The following is a 17,923-nucleotide window of genomic DNA, read 5'->3' as shown; positions in this document are numbered from 1 at the left end:
ACCGGTAGTAACTCCATCAGAGGTCGTCCGGTGCGATATTCGGGGGTGGTTCGGACACTTCCTTTGTGAGCAGTGAGCCGAGTGCCCCGGCCAGGTTTGCGGCCGCGATAGCGTGGCCGCGCGCATTGCAGTGAATACGATCGCTGGCGAAGATACCGGGGTCGGCGGCAAGGGGATGGCCGTGGTTGTCGACATGAACCCCGCCGTGCTCGGCCGCGATCCGGCCGGTGAGCACGTCCAGCCGGTCGAAACGCTCCGCCATCGGGTCGGCATAGGGCTCCGGTACGAGTCCGGAACGCGCGAGGTCGAAGAGCCCGATCGTGACAAGCCGCGCCCCCTGGGCGACGAGCGGCCTGACGATGGAGGTCAGCTCGTCGACGAAGCGCTCTTCGTCGAACGACCGTCGCAGAGCGTCGTTACCCCCGGCCGCGACGATCACCAGATCAGGTCGCAGATCGAGTGCGGGTCTCAGTTGCCGTTCGCGGATCTCGGCAGCACGCAGATCCCGCTCCCCAAGATTGCGATAGCTGAACGACGGGTGCGCCGCGGCGAGCGCCTCGGCAACGCGGGCTGCGGCGTCCAGATCGCGGTAGCCGTCCAGCGACTCCCGGATGCCGGCGGCGACGCTGTCGCCCAGCACCACCAGGCGTCGCCAGGGCGCGGAGCGCATCAGCGTCGCCGATCCGGCCGGCCAGCGGCAGTACGGATCGGCTGTCTCGCGCAGGTGGCCGACGTCGGTTTCCATGATCAGGCTCCTGTTCCCGGGTTGGTCACGAGGCTGAGGCGGGTGCCGACCGCCGCGGCGGCGAGGGCGGCAACGGCGCAGACGAGGTAGACGTGGGTGAAGTCGGCCACGCCGCCGGCGGGAGTGTGCCCGGCGAGCAGGGCCACGAGCACGGCGACGCCAAGCGCGCCTCCCACCTGACGAGCCGCGATGTTCAAGCCGGTGCCCGCGGCGAAACTCGGCGGCGGCACCGACAGGGCCGCGGCGCTGGAGACGCCGACGCTCACAGCGCCCATGCCCGCACCGCTGATCAGCCCCGCTGGAAGCCAGACGCCGAGGAAGTCCGGCTCTGCCGGCAGCCACAGCGCGAGCGCCCCACTGGTGGCGGCGAGCCCGAGCGCGCCAATCACCGTGAGGGTCCGCGGCGATGGCCGGCGCGCGATACGGCCGACGATGAGTCCCACGACGGCCGACGCGATGGCGCCCGGGGTCATGGCCAGACCGGCCTGAAGCTCGGAGTAGTGCCACACCTCAGTGAGGAACAGCACGCCCAGCAGCAGCGACGCGTACAGCGCGACGCCGAAGAGCACCGAGACGACGTTCGCACCGGCGAAGGTACGGGTGCGCCAGAGGGTGATCTGCACCGCCGGCTCAGGGTGCCGCGACGAGCGAACGAGTGAGAGGGCGACCGCCGCCGTGGCGCCGAGAAGGCACGCCGGCGTCCAGCCGTTCGTCCATCCCCAGCTCTGCCCCTGGGTGACGCCGACCACCAGGAGGGCGACCCCGCCGGCCAGCAGCATGGTGCCGACCACGTCGGGCAGACGTTTACGGGTGGTCGCGACCGCGGGCATGCGCAGGGCGAGCAACCAGAGGGCGACCCCCGCGGGAACGTTGACGAAGAAGAGCGAGCGCCAGCCGAAGGCGTCCACGAGCACTCCCCCGAGCGCCGGTCCCAGAGCCGCGGCGACCGAGGCGGCGGCGCTCCAGAGGCCGATCGCGCTCGCCCGGCGCGCCACGGGAGTGTCGGCCAGCACGAACGCCAGCGACGCGGGCATCAGCGCCGCGGCCCCCACGGCCTGTGCTCCGCGCGCCACCAGCAACAGCCCGAACGTCGGTGCGAGCGCCGCCAGCAGCGACGCGACCGTGAACACCGCGACCCCCACGGCGAACAGGCGGCGGCGCCCGAGCACATCGGCCAGCCGCCCGGCCGGGGCCAGCAGCGCGGCGAAAAGGATCGTATAGAGGGTCACCACCCACGACAGCGACGTCAGGTCGACTCCGCCGAAGTCGACTGCCAGGGCAGGCACCGCGAGGTTGGTGATCGTCACATCGAGGAACGCCAGGAAGGAACCTCCGCAGGCCAGCAACAGAGGGAGCGGCCGCCAGGTGCTGATCGGCGGTTCCGCCTTCGAACGGGAGATGGTCATGGCGAGCAGTCCAGCAGCGGGCGGCCATCGTGGTCTGGCGAGTTTGCGACGACACCGCGCGCAGGACCGACATCATGGTCATGTCGGATTTCCGCCAGCCCCGATGGCCTGCCGCAGGCGATGCTGGCAGGGTGCATGACGACGTGGAGCAGTGCATCCGGGCGGTCCGATCCAAGGACGCCCGGTTCGACGGCTGGTTCTTCGGGGCGGTGATCACCACCGGGATCTACTGCCGGCCGAGCTGCCCGGTGGTGCCGCCCAAGGTCGAGAACATGCGCTTCTATCCCAGCGCCGCCGCGGCGCAGCAGGCCGGGTTCCGGGCGTGCAAGCGCTGCCGTCCCGACGCCAGTCCGGGCTCCCCCGAGTGGAACCAGCGCGCCGACGTGGTGGCGCGGGCGATGCGCATGATCGCCGATGGGATCGTCGACCGCGATGGTGTCCCCGGCCTGGCGGCACAACTCGGCTACAGCACCCGGCAGATCGAACGGCAACTGCTCGCCGAGCTCGGAGCGGGACCGCTCGCACTCGCGCGGGCGCAGCGGGCCCAGACCGCCCGGCTGCTGATCGAGACCACGGCCCTGCCGATGGGCGATGTGGCCTTCGCAGCCGGGTTCGCCAGCATCCGCACGTTCAACGAGACCGTGCGCGAGGTCTTCGCCCTGACGCCGACCCGGCTACGTGATCGCGTCGCCCGTGGACGCCCGGCCGAAACCCCGGGGGTGCTGTCGCTGCGGCTGCCGTTCCGGGCTCCGCTGTGCCCCGGCAACCTGTTCGGCCACCTCGCCGCCACCGCCGTACCAGGGGTGGAGGAGTGGCGCGACGGCGCCTATCGCCGTACCCTGCGCCTGCCCCACGGCCACGGCATCGCCACCCTGCGCCCGCGACCCGACCACATCGGCTGCCAACTGTCCCTCACCGACCTGCGCGACCTGTCCACCGCGATCAGCCGGTGCCGGCGCCTCCTCGATCTCGACGCCGACCCGATCGCCGTCGACGATCTGCTGCGCGGCGACCCGGTGCTGGCTCCCGTCGTGGACAAGGACCCCGGTCGCCGGGTGCCTGGCACCGTCGACGCGTTCGAGTTCGCGGTACGCGCGGTCCTCGGGCAGCAGGTGTCCACCGCGGCCGCCCGTACCCACGCCGCCCGGCTGGTCACCGCCCACGGTGAGCCGATCACCGACCCCGCCGGAGGCCTCACCCACCTCTTCCCCGTTCCGTCCGCGCTGGCCGGCCTGGACCCGGCGGCGCTCGCCCTCCCACAGGCCCGCCGTACCACGCTCATCGGGCTGATCACCGCCCTGGCCGGCAACGAGATCGACCTCAGCGTCGGAGGCGACCGGCACCGAGCGCGGGCGCAGCTCGCGGCCTTGCCGGGACTCGGGCCCTGGACCGTCGAGACCATCGCGATGCGCGCCCTCGGCGACCCGGACGCCTTCATCCCCACCGATCTCGGTATCCGCATCGCCGCCCGCGAACTCGGACTCCCCGCCACCCCTGCCGCGCTCACCCGCCGCGCCGCGGCCTGGCGACCGTGGCGCGCGTACGCCGTTCAGTACCTGTGGGCCACCGGCGACCACCCCATCAACCACCTGCCCACCGACTCACGAAAGAACGCACCATGACCCACAGGACGCACACCGTGGTGGACAGCCCTGTCGGCCCGCTCACCCTCGTCGCGGTCGGCGGAACCCTCGCCGGCCTCTACATGCGACGCCAGCGGCACCGGCCTCCGCAGGAGACCTTCGGCGACCCCGACCCGGAACCCTTCACCGAGGTCGCGAACCAGCTACAGGCCTACTTCGACGGCCGGCGGACGGTCTTCGAGCTGCCCATGGTCTTCGCCGGCACCCCATTCCAGCAACGGGTCTGGTCGGCCCTGCGGGACATCCCCTACGGCGAGACGATCACCTACGGTCAGCTCGCCGACCGGATCGGACAGCCGACGGCGGCCCGGGCCGTGGGCCTGGCCAACGGCAAGAATCCGATCGGCATCATCGTTCCCTGCCACCGCGTCATCGGCTCCACCGGCGACCTCACCGGGTACGGCGGCGGCCTGGCCACGAAGCAGCATCTCCTCAGCTTCGAAAGAGGCGCCATCGGGGCCGCTCTCTTCTGAACTGAGGACCGTCGGTCGGGCGGAACGCGACAACAGCAGATCAGCGGCGGGAAGCCGGGCTTCCCGCCGCTGATCTGCTGTTTCACGCCCTCAAAGAGCCTCGAACTAGCTGCAGCCGCTGGTGGAGCCGCAGCCTTCGCAGACGTAGCAGCTGCCCGCCGGGCGCATCTTGGTGCCGCAGGTCATGCAGAGCGGCGCGTCGGCGGTGATGCGCTGGTGGCTCTCCAGCGTGAGCTGCTCCCGCACCGGCTCCGGCTCGGTCCTCGTCTCGATCGGCGCCGACTGGGCCAGCGCCTCACGGTCGACCGTCTCCTGCTGCGCGGCCGGGTCCTCGCCGCGCTGCTGCGCGGCGCGCTCGGCGGCCGAGAAGATGCCCAGCGCCGCCCGCTCGTCGTAGGGCAGGTGGTCGAGGGCCAGGCGGCGGAAGATGTAGTCCATCACCGAGGTGGCCATCCGGATGTCGGGGTCGTCCGTCATCCCGGCGGGCTCGAAGCGCATGTTGACGAACTTGCTCATGTACGTCTCGAGCGGCACGCCGTACTGGAGCCCTATCGAGATCGCCACCGAGAAGGCGTCCATGACGCCCGCCAGCGTCGAACCCTGCTTGGACATCTTCAGGAAGACCTCGCCGAGCCCGTCGTCGGGGTAGGACGAGGCGGTCATGTAGCCCTTGGCGCCGCCGACCGTGAAACGGGTGGTCATGCTCGGCCGCTGGTTGGGCATCCGGCGCCTGGTGGGCCGGTTGACCTCGATGACCCGGACCTCGGGCTCGGCGATCTCGGCCGCCTTCTCGATCCGCTCGGCATCCTTCTTGCTGCCGCCGGCGGACAGCGGCTGGCCGACCTTGCAGTTGTCGCGGTAGACCGCCAGCGCCTTGAGACCGAGCTTCCAGCCCTCCAGGTAGACCTGCTCGATGTCGTCGATCGTGGCCGACTCCGGCAGGTTGACCGTCTTGGAGATCGCGCCCGACAGGAACGGCTGCGCGGCGGCCATCATGCGGACGTGGCCCATCGGGGCGATGGCCCGCTCGCCCATCGCGCAGTCGAACACCTCGTAGTGCTCCCTGCGCAGGCCGGGGGCGTCGACGACGTGGCCGTGCTCGGCGATGTACTCGACGATGGCCTCGATCTGCTCCTGCTGGTAGTTGAGCTGCCGGAGCGCGCGCGGGATCGTCTGGTTGACGATCTGCATGGAGCCGCCGCCGACGAGCTTCTTGAACTTGACCAGCGCCAGGTCCGGCTCGATGCCGGTGGTGTCGCAGTCCATCATCAGGCCGATGGTGCCGGTGGGCGCGAGCAGGCTGGCCTGGGCGTTGCGGTAGCCGTACTTCTCGCCGAGCTTGAGGCACTCCGACCACTGGCGGGACGCCTCGGCGTGGATCTTGGCGTCCGTCGAGCCGACCGTGCGCAGGTCGTCGTTGGCGGCGGCGTGCTTGCGCATGATCCGCTTGTGCGGCTCGGCGTTGCGGGCATAGCCGTCGTACGGGCCGACGACCCCGGCCAGCTCGGCGCTGCGCCGGTAGGACACACCGGTCATCAGCGACGTGATCGCCCCGGCGACCGCGCGGCCGCCGTCGGAGTCGTACGCGTGGCCGGTGGCCATGAGCAGCGCGCCCAGGTTCGCGTAGCCGATGCCGAGCTGGCGGTAGGCGCGGGTGGTCTCCCCGATCTTCTCGGTCGGGAAGTCGGCGAACGTGATCGACACGTCCATGGCCGTGATGATCAGCTCGGTCAGCTTGACGAAGTTGGCGACGTCGAAGGTGTCGTCGTCCTTCAGGAACTTCAGCAGGTTGATGCTGGCCAGGTTGCAGGAGGAGTTGTCGAGGTGGACGTACTCGCTGCACGGGTTGCTGGCGGTGATGCGCCCGGTCTCGGGGGTGGTGTGCCAGTCGTTGATCGTGTCGTCGTACTGGACGCCGGGGTCGGCGCACTCCCAGGCGGCCTTGGCCATCTTGCGGAACAGGTCCCGGGCGTCGATCTTCTCGATGACCTCGCCGGTCAGGCGGCCGCGCAGGGCGAAGCCGTCACCCTTCTCCACCGCGTGCATGAACTCCTCGGAGACGCGCACCGAGTTGTTGGCGTTCTGGTATTGGACCGAGACGATGTCCTTGCCGCCCAGGTCCATGTCGAACCCGGCGTCGCGCAGCGCGCGGACCTTGTCCTCCTCGCGGGCCTTGGTCTCCACGAACTCCACGATGTCGGGGTGGTCGACGTCGAGCACGACCATCTTGGCCGCCCGGCGGGTGGCGCCGCCGGACTTGATGGTGCCCGCGCTCGCGTCGGCGCCGCGCATGAACGAGACCGGGCCGCTGGCCGTACCGCCGCTGGACAGGAGTTCCTTCGAGGAGCGGATGCGGGAGAGGTTGACCCCCGAGCCCGAACCGCCCTTGAAGATCACACCCTCTTCCTTGTACCAGTCGAGGATCGACTCCATCGTGTCGTCCACGGCCAAGATGAAGCAGGCGCTCACTTGCTGCGGGCTCGCGGTGCCCACGTTGAACCACACCGGCGAGTTGAACGCGAACACCTGGTGCGTCAGCGCGTGCTTCAACTCATGGTCGAAGATCTCGGCGTCCTCGTCGGTGGCGAAGTAGTCGTGCTCGACCGCGGTCTTCGTGTAGACGCCGACGACCCGGTCGACCAGCTGCTTGAGGCTCCACTCGCGCTGCGGCGTGCCCACGGCGCCGCGGAAGTACTTGGTCGTGACGATGTTGGCGGCGTTGACCGACCAGAACTCGGGGAACTCGACGCCCCGCTGCTCGAAGTTGATCGAGCCGTCGCGCCAGTTGGTCATGACGACGTCGCGGCGCTCCCACTTGATGTCGTCATAGGGGTGCACACCGGGCTTGGTGAAGATCCGCTTCATCTTGAGCCCCTTGCGCGGACGCTTACCTCCGCGCGCGACTGAACCGCTTGCCGTCTCCGTCATGACTCCCCCTTCTCCGCCTTCAACTGTTCGATCTCGGCCTCGAAGTCCGCCAGGCTCTCGAAACCGCGATATACCGATGCGAACCGTAGGTAGGCCACCTCGTCCAACTCCCGCAACGGGCCCAGGATCGCCAGCCCCACCTCGTTGGAGGGGAGCTCGGCGGCACCCTTGGCCCGGATGGCCTCCTCGACACGCTGCCCCAACTGGGCCAGCGAATCCTCGCTCACCGGCCTGCCCTGGCAGGCCCTTCGCACGCCCGCGACGACCTTGTCGCGCGAGAACGGCTCTGTCACTCCGCTGCGCTTGCTCACCATCAGCAGTACGGTCTCCTGCGTGGTGAACCGGCGCCCGCATTCCGGACAGGTACGGCGGCGCCGAATGGCCGCGCCGTCCTCTGTCGAGCGGCTGTCGATGACCCTCGTGTCGGGATGACGACAGAACGGACAATGCACGCTTTCGCCCTCCTCGACCACGTGGTCACCACAGGCGTAAAGCACTCGTCCGCGTACGCTCGCGCACGCACCACGGCTCGCCATGGTGCGGTCACAGAAACACAATTTGTGGTGAACTACATCGGTGTAACTACTAGATGTTGTGGTCCAACCGTAGAAGCGAGCGACCATGAACGCAAGTTGGGCGCGGCCTTCTCACCGAAGTCGCTGATCCGCGAGGCCACCTTAGTCCGGCCCGGGCGTGTCGTCGTCAACACCGGGTGGGGAGGGCGTGTTCCTGGGCTCGTGCGTCACCTTGGTTCGCCGGTCTCACGTGGGTGAACACAGCTCACAGGCATCTCGTACGGCACATCTGTCCGCACTCGTCCCCGAGGTTTCGGTTGGGGACGGACCGATTTCGGACCGGCACGGCACGGTGCCGCCTTTAGCTCACCGTGGCCGTCACCCAGACCATCCAGGTCGACCCGGCCATCAGGCAGACGGCCGAAGCAGTTTGTCGCTCAGACTCGTTTCCCGGCTTACGGCAGGGCGCGGGCACTCGGGACGTACAGGCGGGTGCCGGGGCGGATGAGCGAGTCGGGCAGGCCGTTCAGACGCTTGATCTCGGTCACGACCGCTCCGGGGTCGTTCTCGTCGGGCGCCACCGCGTCGGCGATCGTCCAGAGCGTGTCTCCCTCGTGGACGGTCACCCAGGGCAAACCCGCGTGACTCGGTACGGGGGGCGCCACGTTCGCCAGGCTGACCGCGCGGGTGCCGAGCCAGAAGCCGCCCAGGGACAGCAGAGCCATGGCCATCACCAGCACGGCCCGTCCCCGCCGCGTGAGCCGTACGGGAGGATTGCGCCGTCCTCGCCGCGAGACACCGGCACGCCTCCTGGACAGACGGGTCCGCTCTGCGGGCAGGCCGCCTTTGCGTCGGGGGCGGCGGGCGTACGAGCCCGGCACCTCACGGGCCCGACCCCCGGAACGCCCGGCCACCTCACGACCCCGGCCACCGGAACGGCCGACCACTTCATGATCCCGACCCCCGACACGCTCACCGGCACCGCGAGACCGCGCACTGTAACGGCCCCTCGCCCCGCGCGACCGCCCCTCGGACCGGACCGCCGCCTCACGGGACGGGTCCTCCACTCCTCCACGCGGCACCGCCTCCACATGGCCATCCCGCGCACGAAGCGACGAGTCCCCGGCCTCCACCGATCGCCCAGCCCCCGTTGAGCGTTCGGGGCCCGCTGAGCGCCCAAGTTCCGCTGAGCGCCCCGGATCTGCCGAGCGGCCAAGTTCCGCTGAGCGCCCCAGACCTGCTGAGCGCCCCAGACCTGCTGAGCGCCCGGGATCTGCCGAGCGTTCGGTTGCGCCCCTAGGCCGTACACCTTCGCCAGGCGGCGGCGTGTCGTCGGCGTCAGGGCGCGGCGGGGGCACGAGCCACAAAAGCGGCCTTCCCTGCGCCGCAGCCCGACGGCGGACAGGCCCGCCGCCGGCCGATCCGCCCCCGGCGCGCGCGCCGCCTCCCCTGGGACGGCCTCCGCTGCCGTATCCGGGATGGCCTCCTCCCCCACGTTCAGGGCGCCCCCCGCCCTCTCTGCCGGGACGGCCTCCGTCTCCACCCTCCCGAAGACGCCCGCCATCCCCGATTCCGGAACGGGCGCCGCCCTCGCCCCCGAGCCGGCCTTCACCCGCTGTACCTGCGGCTCTCAGACTTGCGGACCCCAGACCTGCGGACCCCGAACCAGTGAGCCCTGGACCTGCGGACCCCGAACCAGTGAGCCCCGGACCTGACAGCCCCGCACCTGCGGATCCCCGGCCCGGGGGCCGAAGACCGGCAGGCCCCGGCTCCCGATCGCTGGAGCGGTCATTGACGTTCGTACGTTCGAACCCCGGCCGGTCAGCGGAATCGCCTCCCCGACCGCCGCCTCCCCGGCCTTCACCCGCGTTTCCGGCCCCGGGCGCCGGTCGCCGGGTGGCGTCCGCCAGAAGGGTGAGGCGCTTGACGTCTTCGCTGGTGGCATCTGTGATGGTGGTCGCTCGCATGTTTGACCTCCCCGCCGTCCCGGCCCGAAAAAAAGACCCAATAAAGATCGGCAAATCGAACACGGTGTCGATCGAACTCCCGTACGATGTTGTACACCACGCTGCCAACAATTTCGAGGAAGACTCGAACAATTGTTTGAAGATGATCTTCAACAGCGATACGGTCGCTGTGTGCGACACGAAGACCACGGACCGGGAGATTCGCCGGTGAGGCGGGCCGCCGGGCGAGGAGGCAGATCATGAGCGATCGGGATGACGCCAACGGGGTCAGTGACCTCGCGGTGCGTCGGCGTGACTCCCTGGGCCTGACGCCCAGGCAACGCAAGATCCTCGAGGTGATTCGCGACTCGGTCCAACAGCGCGGATACCCGCCGTCCATGCGCGAAATCGGCGAGGCCGTCCAACTGACCAGCACGTCCAGCGTGTCGCACCAGTTGACGGCGTTGCAACGCAAGGGCTACCTGAGACGCGACCCTCACCGGCCGCGCGCGCTCGAGGTGCGCCTGCCCGGCGAGCCCGTGCTGTGGGTCGACCCCGACGCCGCCGAGTCCGATGCTCCGGTCAACAGGCCCACGGCCGCCTACGTGCCGCTGGTCGGCCGGATCGCCGCCGGTGGTCCGATCCTCGCCGAGGAGAGCGTCGAAGACGTCTTCGCCCTGCCCAAGCAGTTGGTGGGTGAAGGCACCCTCTTCCTCCTGCAGGTCGCGGGTGACTCGATGATCGAGGCCGCCATCGCCGACGGCGACTGGGTCGTCGTTCGCCAGCAGCCGGTCGCGGAGAGCGGTGACATCGTGGCGGCCATGATCGATGGCGAGGCCACGGTGAAGACGTTCAAGCGCAAGGACGGCCACGTCTGGCTGGTGCCGCACAACTCCAACTACGACCCGATCCCCGGCGACGAGGCCAGCGTCCTGGGCAAGGTCGTGGCGGTCCTCCGCCGCCTCTAGCACCTGCGGACATTTCAGGCGTACGGCAGGGTGACGGGCCTGCCATACGCCGTCAGCAACGTACGCACGTCCCGTGGGCATGGCAGGAGAGCAACACTCCCGCCATGCCCTATTCATGTGTCCTCTTGAGGAGTACGGCCATCAGCCATCCGGCCTGGCTGCGGGCCTCACGGGGGCTTGTCCCGCAGTCGGGGAAGGGTCTATCGGATGGTGGCGGTCCACCGGCCGCGCTTGAGCGTGATCACCCCCTCGGGGCTGATGGCCGCCTGCGCGCCGCGGATCGGCAGTTCCCCGTAGGTCAGCCAATGATCGCGCACCTGGTCCAGGAAGCCGTAAAGGCGGCGCTTCCCGCCCTGATGGACGGTCACCTTGCCGTCTCGCTCCTCGGCACGGGCCCACGACCCATCCTCATGGGCCATGAGCGCGACGCGGTCGCTGCTGTCGTCGTAGGTGATGAAGCGGTGCTCGATGCCGGGCGCGATGAGTGCCAGCATCGTGCTGACGTCCCACGCGTTGACCACGTCCATCACCGGGAAGGGGCTGGATTCGACCTGCTCACCCTCCTCGGTGCGGGCGTGCTCGAGGGAGTCCCGGTTACGGGCCGGATAGTCGTTGCCGTGCCGGGTGCGCATGAACCCGGCACGGTCCCACTCGACCCTGCCGGCTGCGCCTCCGTCCTCCTGCTTGTCGGCGGTGATGATCAGGCTCGTGCCGGTGATCGTGGTCACCAGCCGACCGCCCGGCTTCAACGCGGCCAGCCAGCAGTGCGGGATCGGTTTGACCGCCACGGTGGCGATGATCCGGGCCCACTCCCCAGGCAGCGGGCCCGCCGTGGCGTCCGCGGTGAGGAGTTGCGGCCGGTAGCCGATCTCGTCCAGCCGCTTCTCGGCGGCCGCGGTGAGATACGGGTCCACGTCGATCGCTGTTACCCTCGGGTGGCCGAGCCGAGCGCACAGGAGAGCCGTGCCGTAGCCGGTGCCGGTGCCCACGTCCAGGACGGTGGACCGGTTGTCGATCGAGGCGTGCCGGAACATCTGCACGAGCAAGCCGGGCAGCGTGCTCGACGACGTCGGGGACCCTTGCAGGAGAGCGTCGGGCTTGGCGTGGTCGGCGTGGACGTCGCCCACTCGGGTGACGAGGGTCCAGTCGCGGTATGCGGCGGCCAGCCACCGATCGTGGTCGCCGTCGCCGATGCGCAGTTTCCAGCCCTCGGGCGTCTTCGCCCACCAACGGGGCACGAACGGGTGACGTTGGGTGTTGGCGACCAGGGCGCGCCACCGCGACCCGGGCGGGGCCACCGCGGCGGCGAGCTGGCGGGCGTGGTCCTTCCAGGAGTCCATGAGCAAGTATTCACTCGCTGGGTTCGGGTCGCTCACTGGTTTCCTGCCTTGCGGAGGTTGACGGCGGAGATGGGCAAGAGCAGCGCGTTGCCCTCGCACTCCGTGGAGGCGGGTGGGCAGTCGTTGCCGTCGTTCGCCGGCGGGCACTCCGATATCGGCGCGCAGGGCGGTTCGTCGCCGAGTCGGGGCACCAGCGAGAGCAGAGCGTTCCAGGCCGGGCCGTTGAGGATCTCACCGAGCGGAGTGTCGCGCACGTTCCCGGCCGGGGGCAGGAACCGCGACATGACGCACATGGTGACGTCCCCGTCCGGATTGACGGCGGCGCGGCCGTTGCCGCACTGGCCGCACAGTTCGGCGCAGGTCGCCTCCATGCCCGTCCCCTCGATGGCTCGGCCGATGCCGCGCATCCGATCGACCGGGGCGAGGTTCGGGACGCCGAGGGCCATCATCTCGGCGTGCGCCTCGTAGGCGCGCTGGCCCTCGAATGTCTCGACGATCGCGACCTTGAGCGGGATGCCACATTCCAAAGCCTTGACGATCGCCGCCCGGGTACGCGTGTGGGACCTGGGCTGGCGGGTGACCCTGTCGTGCAGCTCCGCCACGTCGCTGTAGTAGCTGGTCGCCAGCGTGACGCGAGGCTTGGCGTACAGCTCCCACAGCGCGGGGGTGACGTGGTACAGGTTGGAGAACACCTGCAACTCCAGGCCGGCGCGGAGAGCGTACTCGGCCAGCGGCAGGAAGTCGGGGTGCATGGTGGGCTCGCCGCCGATGAGCTGGACGCGCCGGATGCCGGCGGCCGGCGCGGCGGCGATCACCTGCTCCCAGTCGTAGCGAGTCATGCTGCCGTGCGACCCTGCGGAGCTCGACTTGTTGTAGCAGTGCCCGCACCTGAGTTGGCAGGCGAAGGTGAGCTCCATCTCCAGGAACCACACGGGCTCCAGGTCAGGTACGGCGATGGTGCGCGTCGAGATGGCTGGTTCAGCTGTCATGGTGATGCTCTTTCGTGAGACGGATCTTCTCTGGCTCCGAGGGGTGAGTGGCATCAGAGGGGGTGGTCTCGTCAGCGGGGTGCGCTCCTTCCGCTTCTCCATGTTGTGGACGGCGTAGTAGATGGCGTTCATCGACGTGACCTTTGCGCAGCGCGCTGGGGGCGTTGTAGGCCCATGAGGGGCGAGGATGTAGGTCGCGGACTGGACCACGTCTCGTCTAATCACCTGGATGCCTCCAGGAGTTGGAAGAGGCCGGCGGCCAGCCCACGACTCCTGCAACTGCGCGGCCATCAGCTTGGCCGACTCGGTGCTCAAGACCTCGGTTTCGCTGGTGGCCATATCGGGGCGATCACTGTGTGATCGGCGCGTAGCGGCTCTACGCTCTCTCATGGGTCAGGACCTCGATTCCTGATCAAGGCCCCGGGTCCCCCCGGTGTTCGCGCGCCGGGGCCGGGGCCGCCTTTTGGGGCGCTGGTAGATGCAGCCCGCAGTAGTAGCGTTGTCGTCACCGCCAGTAATGGTCTAGGGGCAGACTGTCCGCAGGGATGTCCGCAGAATTGCGGACGCCACCGTGCGGACATGACGGGAGCGCCGCGTGGGTATGGAAACGTTCGGTGAGGCGCTTCGACGCCTACGTGCCGGCATGTCCCTCCGGGAGCTGGCCAGCCTGGCCCACTGCAGCAAGAGCCATATCGCCGATCTCGAAAGCGGACGACGCTTCCCGAGCATGCCTGTCGCGATGGCTCTTGATAAGGCGCTCGGGGCGAATGGCGAACTCGTCGCCCTGGCCGACCGCAGACAACGTGCTGTTGTGTGGCCGACAGCGAGTATGGACGCGCTACCACCCGTCGAGGCGATCCTGGCTGATCCTCGCCGTTTCCTGGATGGGGATGTGGTGAAGGAACTGCGCGTTCAGCTCGAAGCGGGCAAGGCAGATGATGGCGCTCTCGGTCCGTCTGTGGCTCTGCCCAGGGTGCATGCCGTGCTCGCGGCCGTGCAGCACTCCGTCCGCGAAGTACGGCCTCAGATCCGGCGGCGACTGCTGGCCGTGGGAGCGGAGGCTGCGGAGTTCGTCGGCTGGCTGTACCGTGATCTTGGGGATTTGTCCACGGCAACGTACTGGTACGACCGGGCAATCGAATGGGCGCAAGAAACGGACGACGGCCCGATGCAGGGCTACGTGTTGCTGCGCAAATCCCAACTCGCCTATGACCGGCGCGATGCGCTGAAGGTGCTTACCTTGGCTGAAGCCGCTGGTCTTGAACGCTGGCAGTTGCCGGCACAGGTCAGAGTCGAGGTCGCGCAGCAGCAAGCCCGCGGCTATGCCATGGTCGGTGAACCAATGGACAGGGTGGAGCGGGCGCTCGGCAAGGCCCTCCAGTGGCTCGACGAGTTCGAGAGCGGTCGCGACGACAGCGGGACGCAACTGAGCAGTAAGTACAGCCGTGCCGACCTGACTCTGCGAACCGCCAGCTGCTACATCGAGGCCGGACAACCGGCGCGGGCGGCTGGGCTGTACCAGGAGGTGTTGCAGGGCAAGTCGCTGTCTCGCCGGGACCAGGGATACTTTTTGGCTCGCCGAGCCTTCGCTCTGGCTCTAGCTGGTCAGCCCGATGAAGCCGCTACTGTTGGCATGCTGTCGGTGCGGCTTGCCAACGCCACCAGTTCCCTGCGTACTAAGCGTGAGCTGGGGCGCCTCGTTCGTGCCCTCGGGCCGTGGGCCGCACGGCCTGGGCCGAGGGAACTGGGCGAGGCGTTACGTGCTTAGCGGTTCTCCTGTGTCAGCCACTCGGCCACCGTCCGGATCACAAAGGCTTGCCACTCTTGGCTCTGCGGGTGGAGATAATGCGGGTCATCGTGTACGGCGAAGCCGTGCTGGGCACCCTCGATCTCGACCAGTCGGCACGGCGCCCGGAACTGCGGTACTGCTGCCCTGGACGCTTCCACGGGCACGAAGGTGTCCTTGGAGCCGTGCACGATGAGCGTCGGCGCAGCCACCTCGCCAAGCACTTCGTGGGTACGCAGCCAGAACACCTCGTTGTAGATAGCCCGTCCGTGCCTGAGGGTTGGTGAGTGGAAGAGGTAGCCCTGGGTATGGAGCTGCGTTGCTGCCTCGTCCGTTAGATAGTCGTTCTGCCAGGAACGACGGCTGTCGATCGTGCGCTCTTTGTAGTTCAACCGGGGGTTGAACAGCACCAGGCGGAAGATCTCGTCCGGGCACTTGGCGGCGTAGTAGGCCGTGATCCCGCCGGTGAAGCTCGTACCGAGCAGGCTGAGGTTTGCCGCACCGGTCGCGTCAGTGGCATGCCACAGCGCGACGCGGATGTCGTTGAGGATGGCCGAGAGCGTTAGTTCTTCTTGTCGGCCCTCGCTCTCCCCGTGGCCACGCAGATCGAAGCGCAGGGACGCCAAGCCGAAATCGCTCAGCCCGAGGGCCAGCCGGGTGAAGAACCCACCCTCCTCGCGCGTCACCCCGCCGCCGTGCACCAGGACTACGGCGTGATCATGTGGTTCGGCTGGTGTGACGAGCGTTCCGGCAAGGTGGAGGCCGTCAAGGGTGCGGAAGGTGATTTCTTGCTCGGCTGAAGTCACCTACAGCAGCATAGGGACGGCATTGGTCGTCTGAGAGCGCTCATGAGGGGCGGGCCGGGCCGGCGACTCTTGGCTCGGACGCCGCCGCCCATCGGGCAGCAGTTCAACCAGCCAAACAGCGTTTGGGTGGGGACTGCGCTGTTCGCGACGTACGATCTCCCGAGCACAAGGTCCTCAGCTCTCCAACTGCTCCAGAGCCCATCGGGCCCACTCGCGTTGCGCCTCGTACTGGAAGATCCCGTACTGCAGCGCGAGCCGGCCGAAGCGCAGGCCGCCGCGCGGGTGCTCACCGGCGTCGGCGGCCTCGACGATGGCTTTGAGCTCGGCCACCATCTGCTCGGCCGTCTCCAGATGGCCCCGCACGAGGTTGCTCGCCTCCGGCGGATCCAGGGCGGACAGCAGGCACATGCGCAGGCCGTGCTCGTCGCGGACGGCGCGCGGCTTGGGCGGTGACAGCAGCCAGGCGCGCAACTCCTCGCGGCCCGCGTCGGTGATCGCATAGGTACGGCTGCCGCGGGCCCCTTCCTCGACGATGGCGATGAGGCCCTCCTCCGCCAGGCGCTTGAGTTCGGGGTAGATGTGGCTCTGCCGTGCCGTCCAGGTGTAGCGCTGCAACGAGCGCTCGAAGCGGACGTTGAGGGCGTAGCCGCTGGCGGGCCCGTCCTCCAGCAAGCCGAGCAAGGCGTAACGCAGTGACATATTCCTATCTTGACACATACAGATGGATAGGTCCTAATGTTGGCGTCATGATGGACGTGCTGATCGTGGGTGCGGGACCGACCGGCCTGACCCTCGCCTGTGACCTGACCCGCAGAGGGGTCGACTGCCGCATCATCGAGCAAGCCGCGACGCCCGCGGCCGGCTCACGCGGCTTCACCCTCAAGCCGCGCACCCTGGAGGCGCTGGACGATCTCGGCGTCGCCGACCGCATCCTGGCGGCGGGCGACACCCGTGGCTGGCTCCGCTTCCACCTCGGCGCCGACCACCTCTTCGACCTGCGCCTGCCGCCCGCCTCCGCCGACCCCTCGCGCCCGTACCCGAACACCGTGGCGCTGCCTCAGTGGCGCACGGAGTCGATCCTGCGCGACCGGCTCGCCGAGCTCGGCGGCAAGGTGGAGTTCGGGCGGCGGCTGACCGCATTCGACGCCGACGACGCGGGCGTGACCGCGACGCTGGAGGACGGCGAGCGTGTCCGGGCGCGCTACCTGGTCGCCGCCGACGGTGGTCGCAGCCTGGTCCGGCACACTCTCGGCCTGCCGTTCTCCGGCTCCACGACCGAGGACATGCGCGCGCTCATCGCCGACTTGCGCATCGAGGGCTTGGACCGCGCCGACGGCACCCACCTATGGGTGACCGCCGACGGCCACATGCTGGCCGCCCGGCCCATCCCCCATGCCGACACCTGGCAGGTCGTCACCTCGCTGGAGCCCGGCGATGAGGGCGACCTCGACACCGTCCGCCACGCGCTCACGACCAGGACCGGCCGTGCCGACCTCCAGGCGTCCGACCCGGCCTGGCTGTCGACCTGGCGCTACAACCTGCGGATGGTCGAACGCTACCGGGTGGGCCGGGTACTGCTGGCCGGAGACGCCGCCCATGTGCACAGCCCCTTCGGCGGCCACGGCATGAACACCGGCATCCAGGACGCCTACAACCTCGGCTGGAAGCTCGCCCTGGTCATCCAGGGCGCGGCCAGAGCCGAGCTGCTGGACACCTACGAGGCCGAGCGGCTGCCGGTCGCCCGGGAGATCCTGGCCGACAGCGACCGCCGGATGAAGGGCGTGGTCCCGCCGCGCGTCGTTCGCCCGCTGGTGCGGCTGATCCTGAAGTCCGTCATGGCTCGCCAGCAGCGCCGTACTCGCAACGACCATCCCGTCTACCGCACCGGCCCGCTGACCCGGCACCTCACCGGCCGCCGCAGCCGGATCCGGGCCGGAGACGTGGCCCCCGACGCCCCCGTCATGCTCGATGGGCGCGAACACCGCCTGTCCGAGTTGCTCCGCGGCCCGCACTTCACCGCCCTGACCTTCGGCGTCGCCCCCGGCCTCGCCGATCCCCGGGTCCGCGCCCACACCGTCGTCCACCCGGGCCGGGCCGGACTGGTCGACACGACCGGGCACCTGCACCGCATGTACGGCGGGCGCACGGGCACGACCGTGCTGATCCGCCCCGACGGCTACATCGGGCTCATGGCCGACACTCCGGACGTGCTGCCGGGCTACCTCAAGCAGTTCTGACCAGTCTCTGGATCACCGACGTTCCGGGCCCGATCGGCCCCCGGCCGCTGTTGAAACCGACCGGGGAACACTGGCGAACTCCTCAGCCGGTGAGCGGTCGGTGAGCCTACGGTGAGCCACCGCCATCACTGTTGAGCCATC

At 69.2% G+C, this 17,923-nt stretch carries 15 protein-coding genes; 6 read left to right on the top strand and 9 right to left on the bottom strand.

Annotation, left to right across the window (positions count from 1 at the left end; genetic code table 11):
* Positions 1-16: 16 nt before the first annotated feature.
* Positions 17-745, bottom strand: coding sequence for an SGNH/GDSL hydrolase family protein (locus AB0F17_RS16330; RefSeq protein WP_358022778.1), 729 nt, complete (start codon positions 743-745; stop codon positions 17-19).
* 2 nt (positions 746-747) lie between these two features.
* Complete coding sequence (locus AB0F17_RS16325) at positions 748-2,151, bottom strand: DHA2 family efflux MFS transporter permease subunit (RefSeq protein WP_358022774.1); 1,404 nt, start codon at positions 2,149-2,151, stop codon at positions 748-750.
* A gap of 131 nt (positions 2,152-2,282) precedes the next feature.
* On the opposite strand from AB0F17_RS16325, the gene AB0F17_RS16320 reads away from it, so the two are divergent.
* Positions 2,283-3,773, top strand: coding sequence for an AlkA N-terminal domain-containing protein (locus AB0F17_RS16320; protein ID WP_358022772.1), 1,491 nt, complete (start codon positions 2,283-2,285; stop codon positions 3,771-3,773).
* Positions 3,770-4,267 (top strand): methylated-DNA--[protein]-cysteine S-methyltransferase, encoded by a 498-nt coding sequence (locus tag AB0F17_RS16315; RefSeq protein ID WP_358022769.1) that lies wholly within the window; start codon positions 3,770-3,772, stop codon positions 4,265-4,267. The genes AB0F17_RS16320 and AB0F17_RS16315 overlap by 4 nt, the downstream gene beginning before the upstream one ends.
* A gap of 105 nt (positions 4,268-4,372) precedes the next feature.
* Here the strand turns inward: AB0F17_RS16315 and AB0F17_RS16310 are convergent, their stop codons facing one another.
* The 3 genes from AB0F17_RS16310 to AB0F17_RS16300 all read right to left on the bottom strand — a co-directional run bounded on the left by AB0F17_RS16310 (position 4,373) and on the right by AB0F17_RS16300 (position 8,435).
* Positions 4,373-7,195 (bottom strand): vitamin B12-dependent ribonucleotide reductase, encoded by a 2,823-nt coding sequence (locus AB0F17_RS16310; protein WP_358022766.1) that lies wholly within the window; start codon positions 7,193-7,195, stop codon positions 4,373-4,375.
* Positions 7,192-7,647: a transcriptional regulator NrdR gene (gene nrdR, locus AB0F17_RS16305; RefSeq protein ID WP_214636146.1), complete on the bottom strand. Its 456-nt coding sequence runs from the start codon at positions 7,645-7,647 to the stop codon at positions 7,192-7,194. The genes AB0F17_RS16310 and nrdR overlap by 4 nt, the downstream gene beginning before the upstream one ends.
* Before the next feature lie 518 nt (positions 7,648-8,165).
* Positions 8,166-8,435, bottom strand: a complete 270-nt coding sequence (locus AB0F17_RS16300; protein WP_358022763.1) for a LysM peptidoglycan-binding domain-containing protein — start codon at positions 8,433-8,435, stop codon at positions 8,166-8,168.
* A 1,198-nt stretch (positions 8,436-9,633) separates the two neighbouring features.
* On the opposite strand from AB0F17_RS16300, the gene AB0F17_RS16295 reads away from it, so the two are divergent.
* Positions 9,634-9,888: a hypothetical protein gene (locus AB0F17_RS16295; RefSeq protein ID WP_214635600.1), complete on the top strand. Its 255-nt coding sequence runs from the start codon at positions 9,634-9,636 to the stop codon at positions 9,886-9,888.
* Between the two features lie 28 nt (positions 9,889-9,916).
* The gene (gene lexA / locus AB0F17_RS16290) at positions 9,917-10,624 is read left to right on the top strand and encodes a transcriptional repressor LexA (protein WP_358022760.1); all 708 of its coding nucleotides are present in this window, start codon (positions 9,917-9,919) and stop codon (positions 10,622-10,624) included.
* A 200-nt stretch (positions 10,625-10,824) separates the two neighbouring features.
* Here the strand turns inward: lexA and AB0F17_RS16285 are convergent, their stop codons facing one another.
* Both AB0F17_RS16285 and AB0F17_RS16280 read right to left on the bottom strand, forming a co-directional pair.
* A complete protein-coding gene (locus AB0F17_RS16285; protein ID WP_358022757.1) occupies positions 10,825-11,964 on the bottom strand; it encodes a methyltransferase domain-containing protein in 1,140 nt (379 codons plus the stop codon).
* Positions 11,965-11,996: 32 nt separating this feature from the next.
* Complete coding sequence (locus tag AB0F17_RS16280) at positions 11,997-12,953, bottom strand: radical SAM/SPASM domain-containing protein (protein ID WP_358022755.1); 957 nt, start codon at positions 12,951-12,953, stop codon at positions 11,997-11,999.
* Between the two features lie 601 nt (positions 12,954-13,554).
* Here AB0F17_RS16280 and AB0F17_RS16275 point away from each other — a divergent pair.
* Entirely contained in the window at positions 13,555-14,721 is a 1,167-nt protein-coding gene (locus AB0F17_RS16275; RefSeq protein ID WP_358023850.1) for a helix-turn-helix transcriptional regulator, read from the top strand.
* Here the strand turns inward: AB0F17_RS16275 and AB0F17_RS16270 are convergent.
* Together AB0F17_RS16270 and AB0F17_RS16265 are read right to left on the bottom strand one after the other, a co-directional pair.
* The gene (locus tag AB0F17_RS16270; RefSeq protein ID WP_358022752.1) at positions 14,718-15,545 is read right to left on the bottom strand and encodes an alpha/beta fold hydrolase; all 828 of its coding nucleotides are present in this window, start codon (positions 15,543-15,545) and stop codon (positions 14,718-14,720) included. The two genes, AB0F17_RS16275 and AB0F17_RS16270, sit on opposite strands and share 4 nt — an antisense overlap.
* 174 nt (positions 15,546-15,719) lie before the next feature.
* Complete coding sequence (locus AB0F17_RS16265; protein WP_358022749.1) at positions 15,720-16,244, bottom strand: PadR family transcriptional regulator; 525 nt, start codon at positions 16,242-16,244, stop codon at positions 15,720-15,722.
* Between the two features lie 47 nt (positions 16,245-16,291).
* Between AB0F17_RS16265 and AB0F17_RS16260 the strand changes: the two genes are divergently transcribed.
* Complete coding sequence (locus AB0F17_RS16260) at positions 16,292-17,782, top strand: FAD-dependent monooxygenase (protein ID WP_358022746.1); 1,491 nt, start codon at positions 16,292-16,294, stop codon at positions 17,780-17,782.
* Positions 17,783-17,923: the final 141 nt, after the last annotated feature.

The organism is Nonomuraea sp. NPDC026600 (assembly GCF_040638335.1).
Classification (GTDB): Bacteria; Actinomycetota; Actinomycetes; order Streptosporangiales; family Streptosporangiaceae; genus Nonomuraea.
Note: the sequence above shows the minus strand (reverse complement) of the source record. Positions and strands in the feature narration are given on the sequence as shown.

Bases quoted from the DNA above. Each gene is read 5' to 3' on its own strand.
- AB0F17_RS16310 (WP_358022766.1), bottom strand. From the start codon at position 7,195: ATGACGGAGACGGCAAGCGGTTCAGTCGCGCGCGGAGGTAAGCGTCCG.
- AB0F17_RS16275 (WP_358023850.1), top strand. From the start codon at position 13,555: ATGGAAACGTTCGGTGAGGCGCTTCGACGCCTACGTGCCGGCATGTCC.
- AB0F17_RS16330 (WP_358022778.1), bottom strand. From the start codon at position 745: ATGGAAACCGACGTCGGCCACCTGCGCGAGACAGCCGATCCGTACTGC.
- lexA (WP_358022760.1), top strand. From the start codon at position 9,917: ATGAGCGATCGGGATGACGCCAACGGGGTCAGTGACCTCGCGGTGCGT.
- AB0F17_RS16260 (WP_358022746.1), top strand. From the start codon at position 16,292: ATGATGGACGTGCTGATCGTGGGTGCGGGACCGACCGGCCTGACCCTC.
- AB0F17_RS16280 (WP_358022755.1), bottom strand. From the start codon at position 12,953: ATGACAGCTGAACCAGCCATCTCGACGCGCACCATCGCCGTACCTGAC.
- AB0F17_RS16315 (WP_358022769.1), top strand. From the start codon at position 3,770: ATGACCCACAGGACGCACACCGTGGTGGACAGCCCTGTCGGCCCGCTC.
- AB0F17_RS16325 (WP_358022774.1), bottom strand. From the start codon at position 2,151: ATGACCATCTCCCGTTCGAAGGCGGAACCGCCGATCAGCACCTGGCGG.
- AB0F17_RS16285 (WP_358022757.1), bottom strand. From the start codon at position 11,964: ATGGACTCCTGGAAGGACCACGCCCGCCAGCTCGCCGCCGCGGTGGCC.
- AB0F17_RS16300 (WP_358022763.1), bottom strand. From the start codon at position 8,435: ATGGCTCTGCTGTCCCTGGGCGGCTTCTGGCTCGGCACCCGCGCGGTC.
- AB0F17_RS16265 (WP_358022749.1), bottom strand. From the start codon at position 16,244: ATGTCACTGCGTTACGCCTTGCTCGGCTTGCTGGAGGACGGGCCCGCC.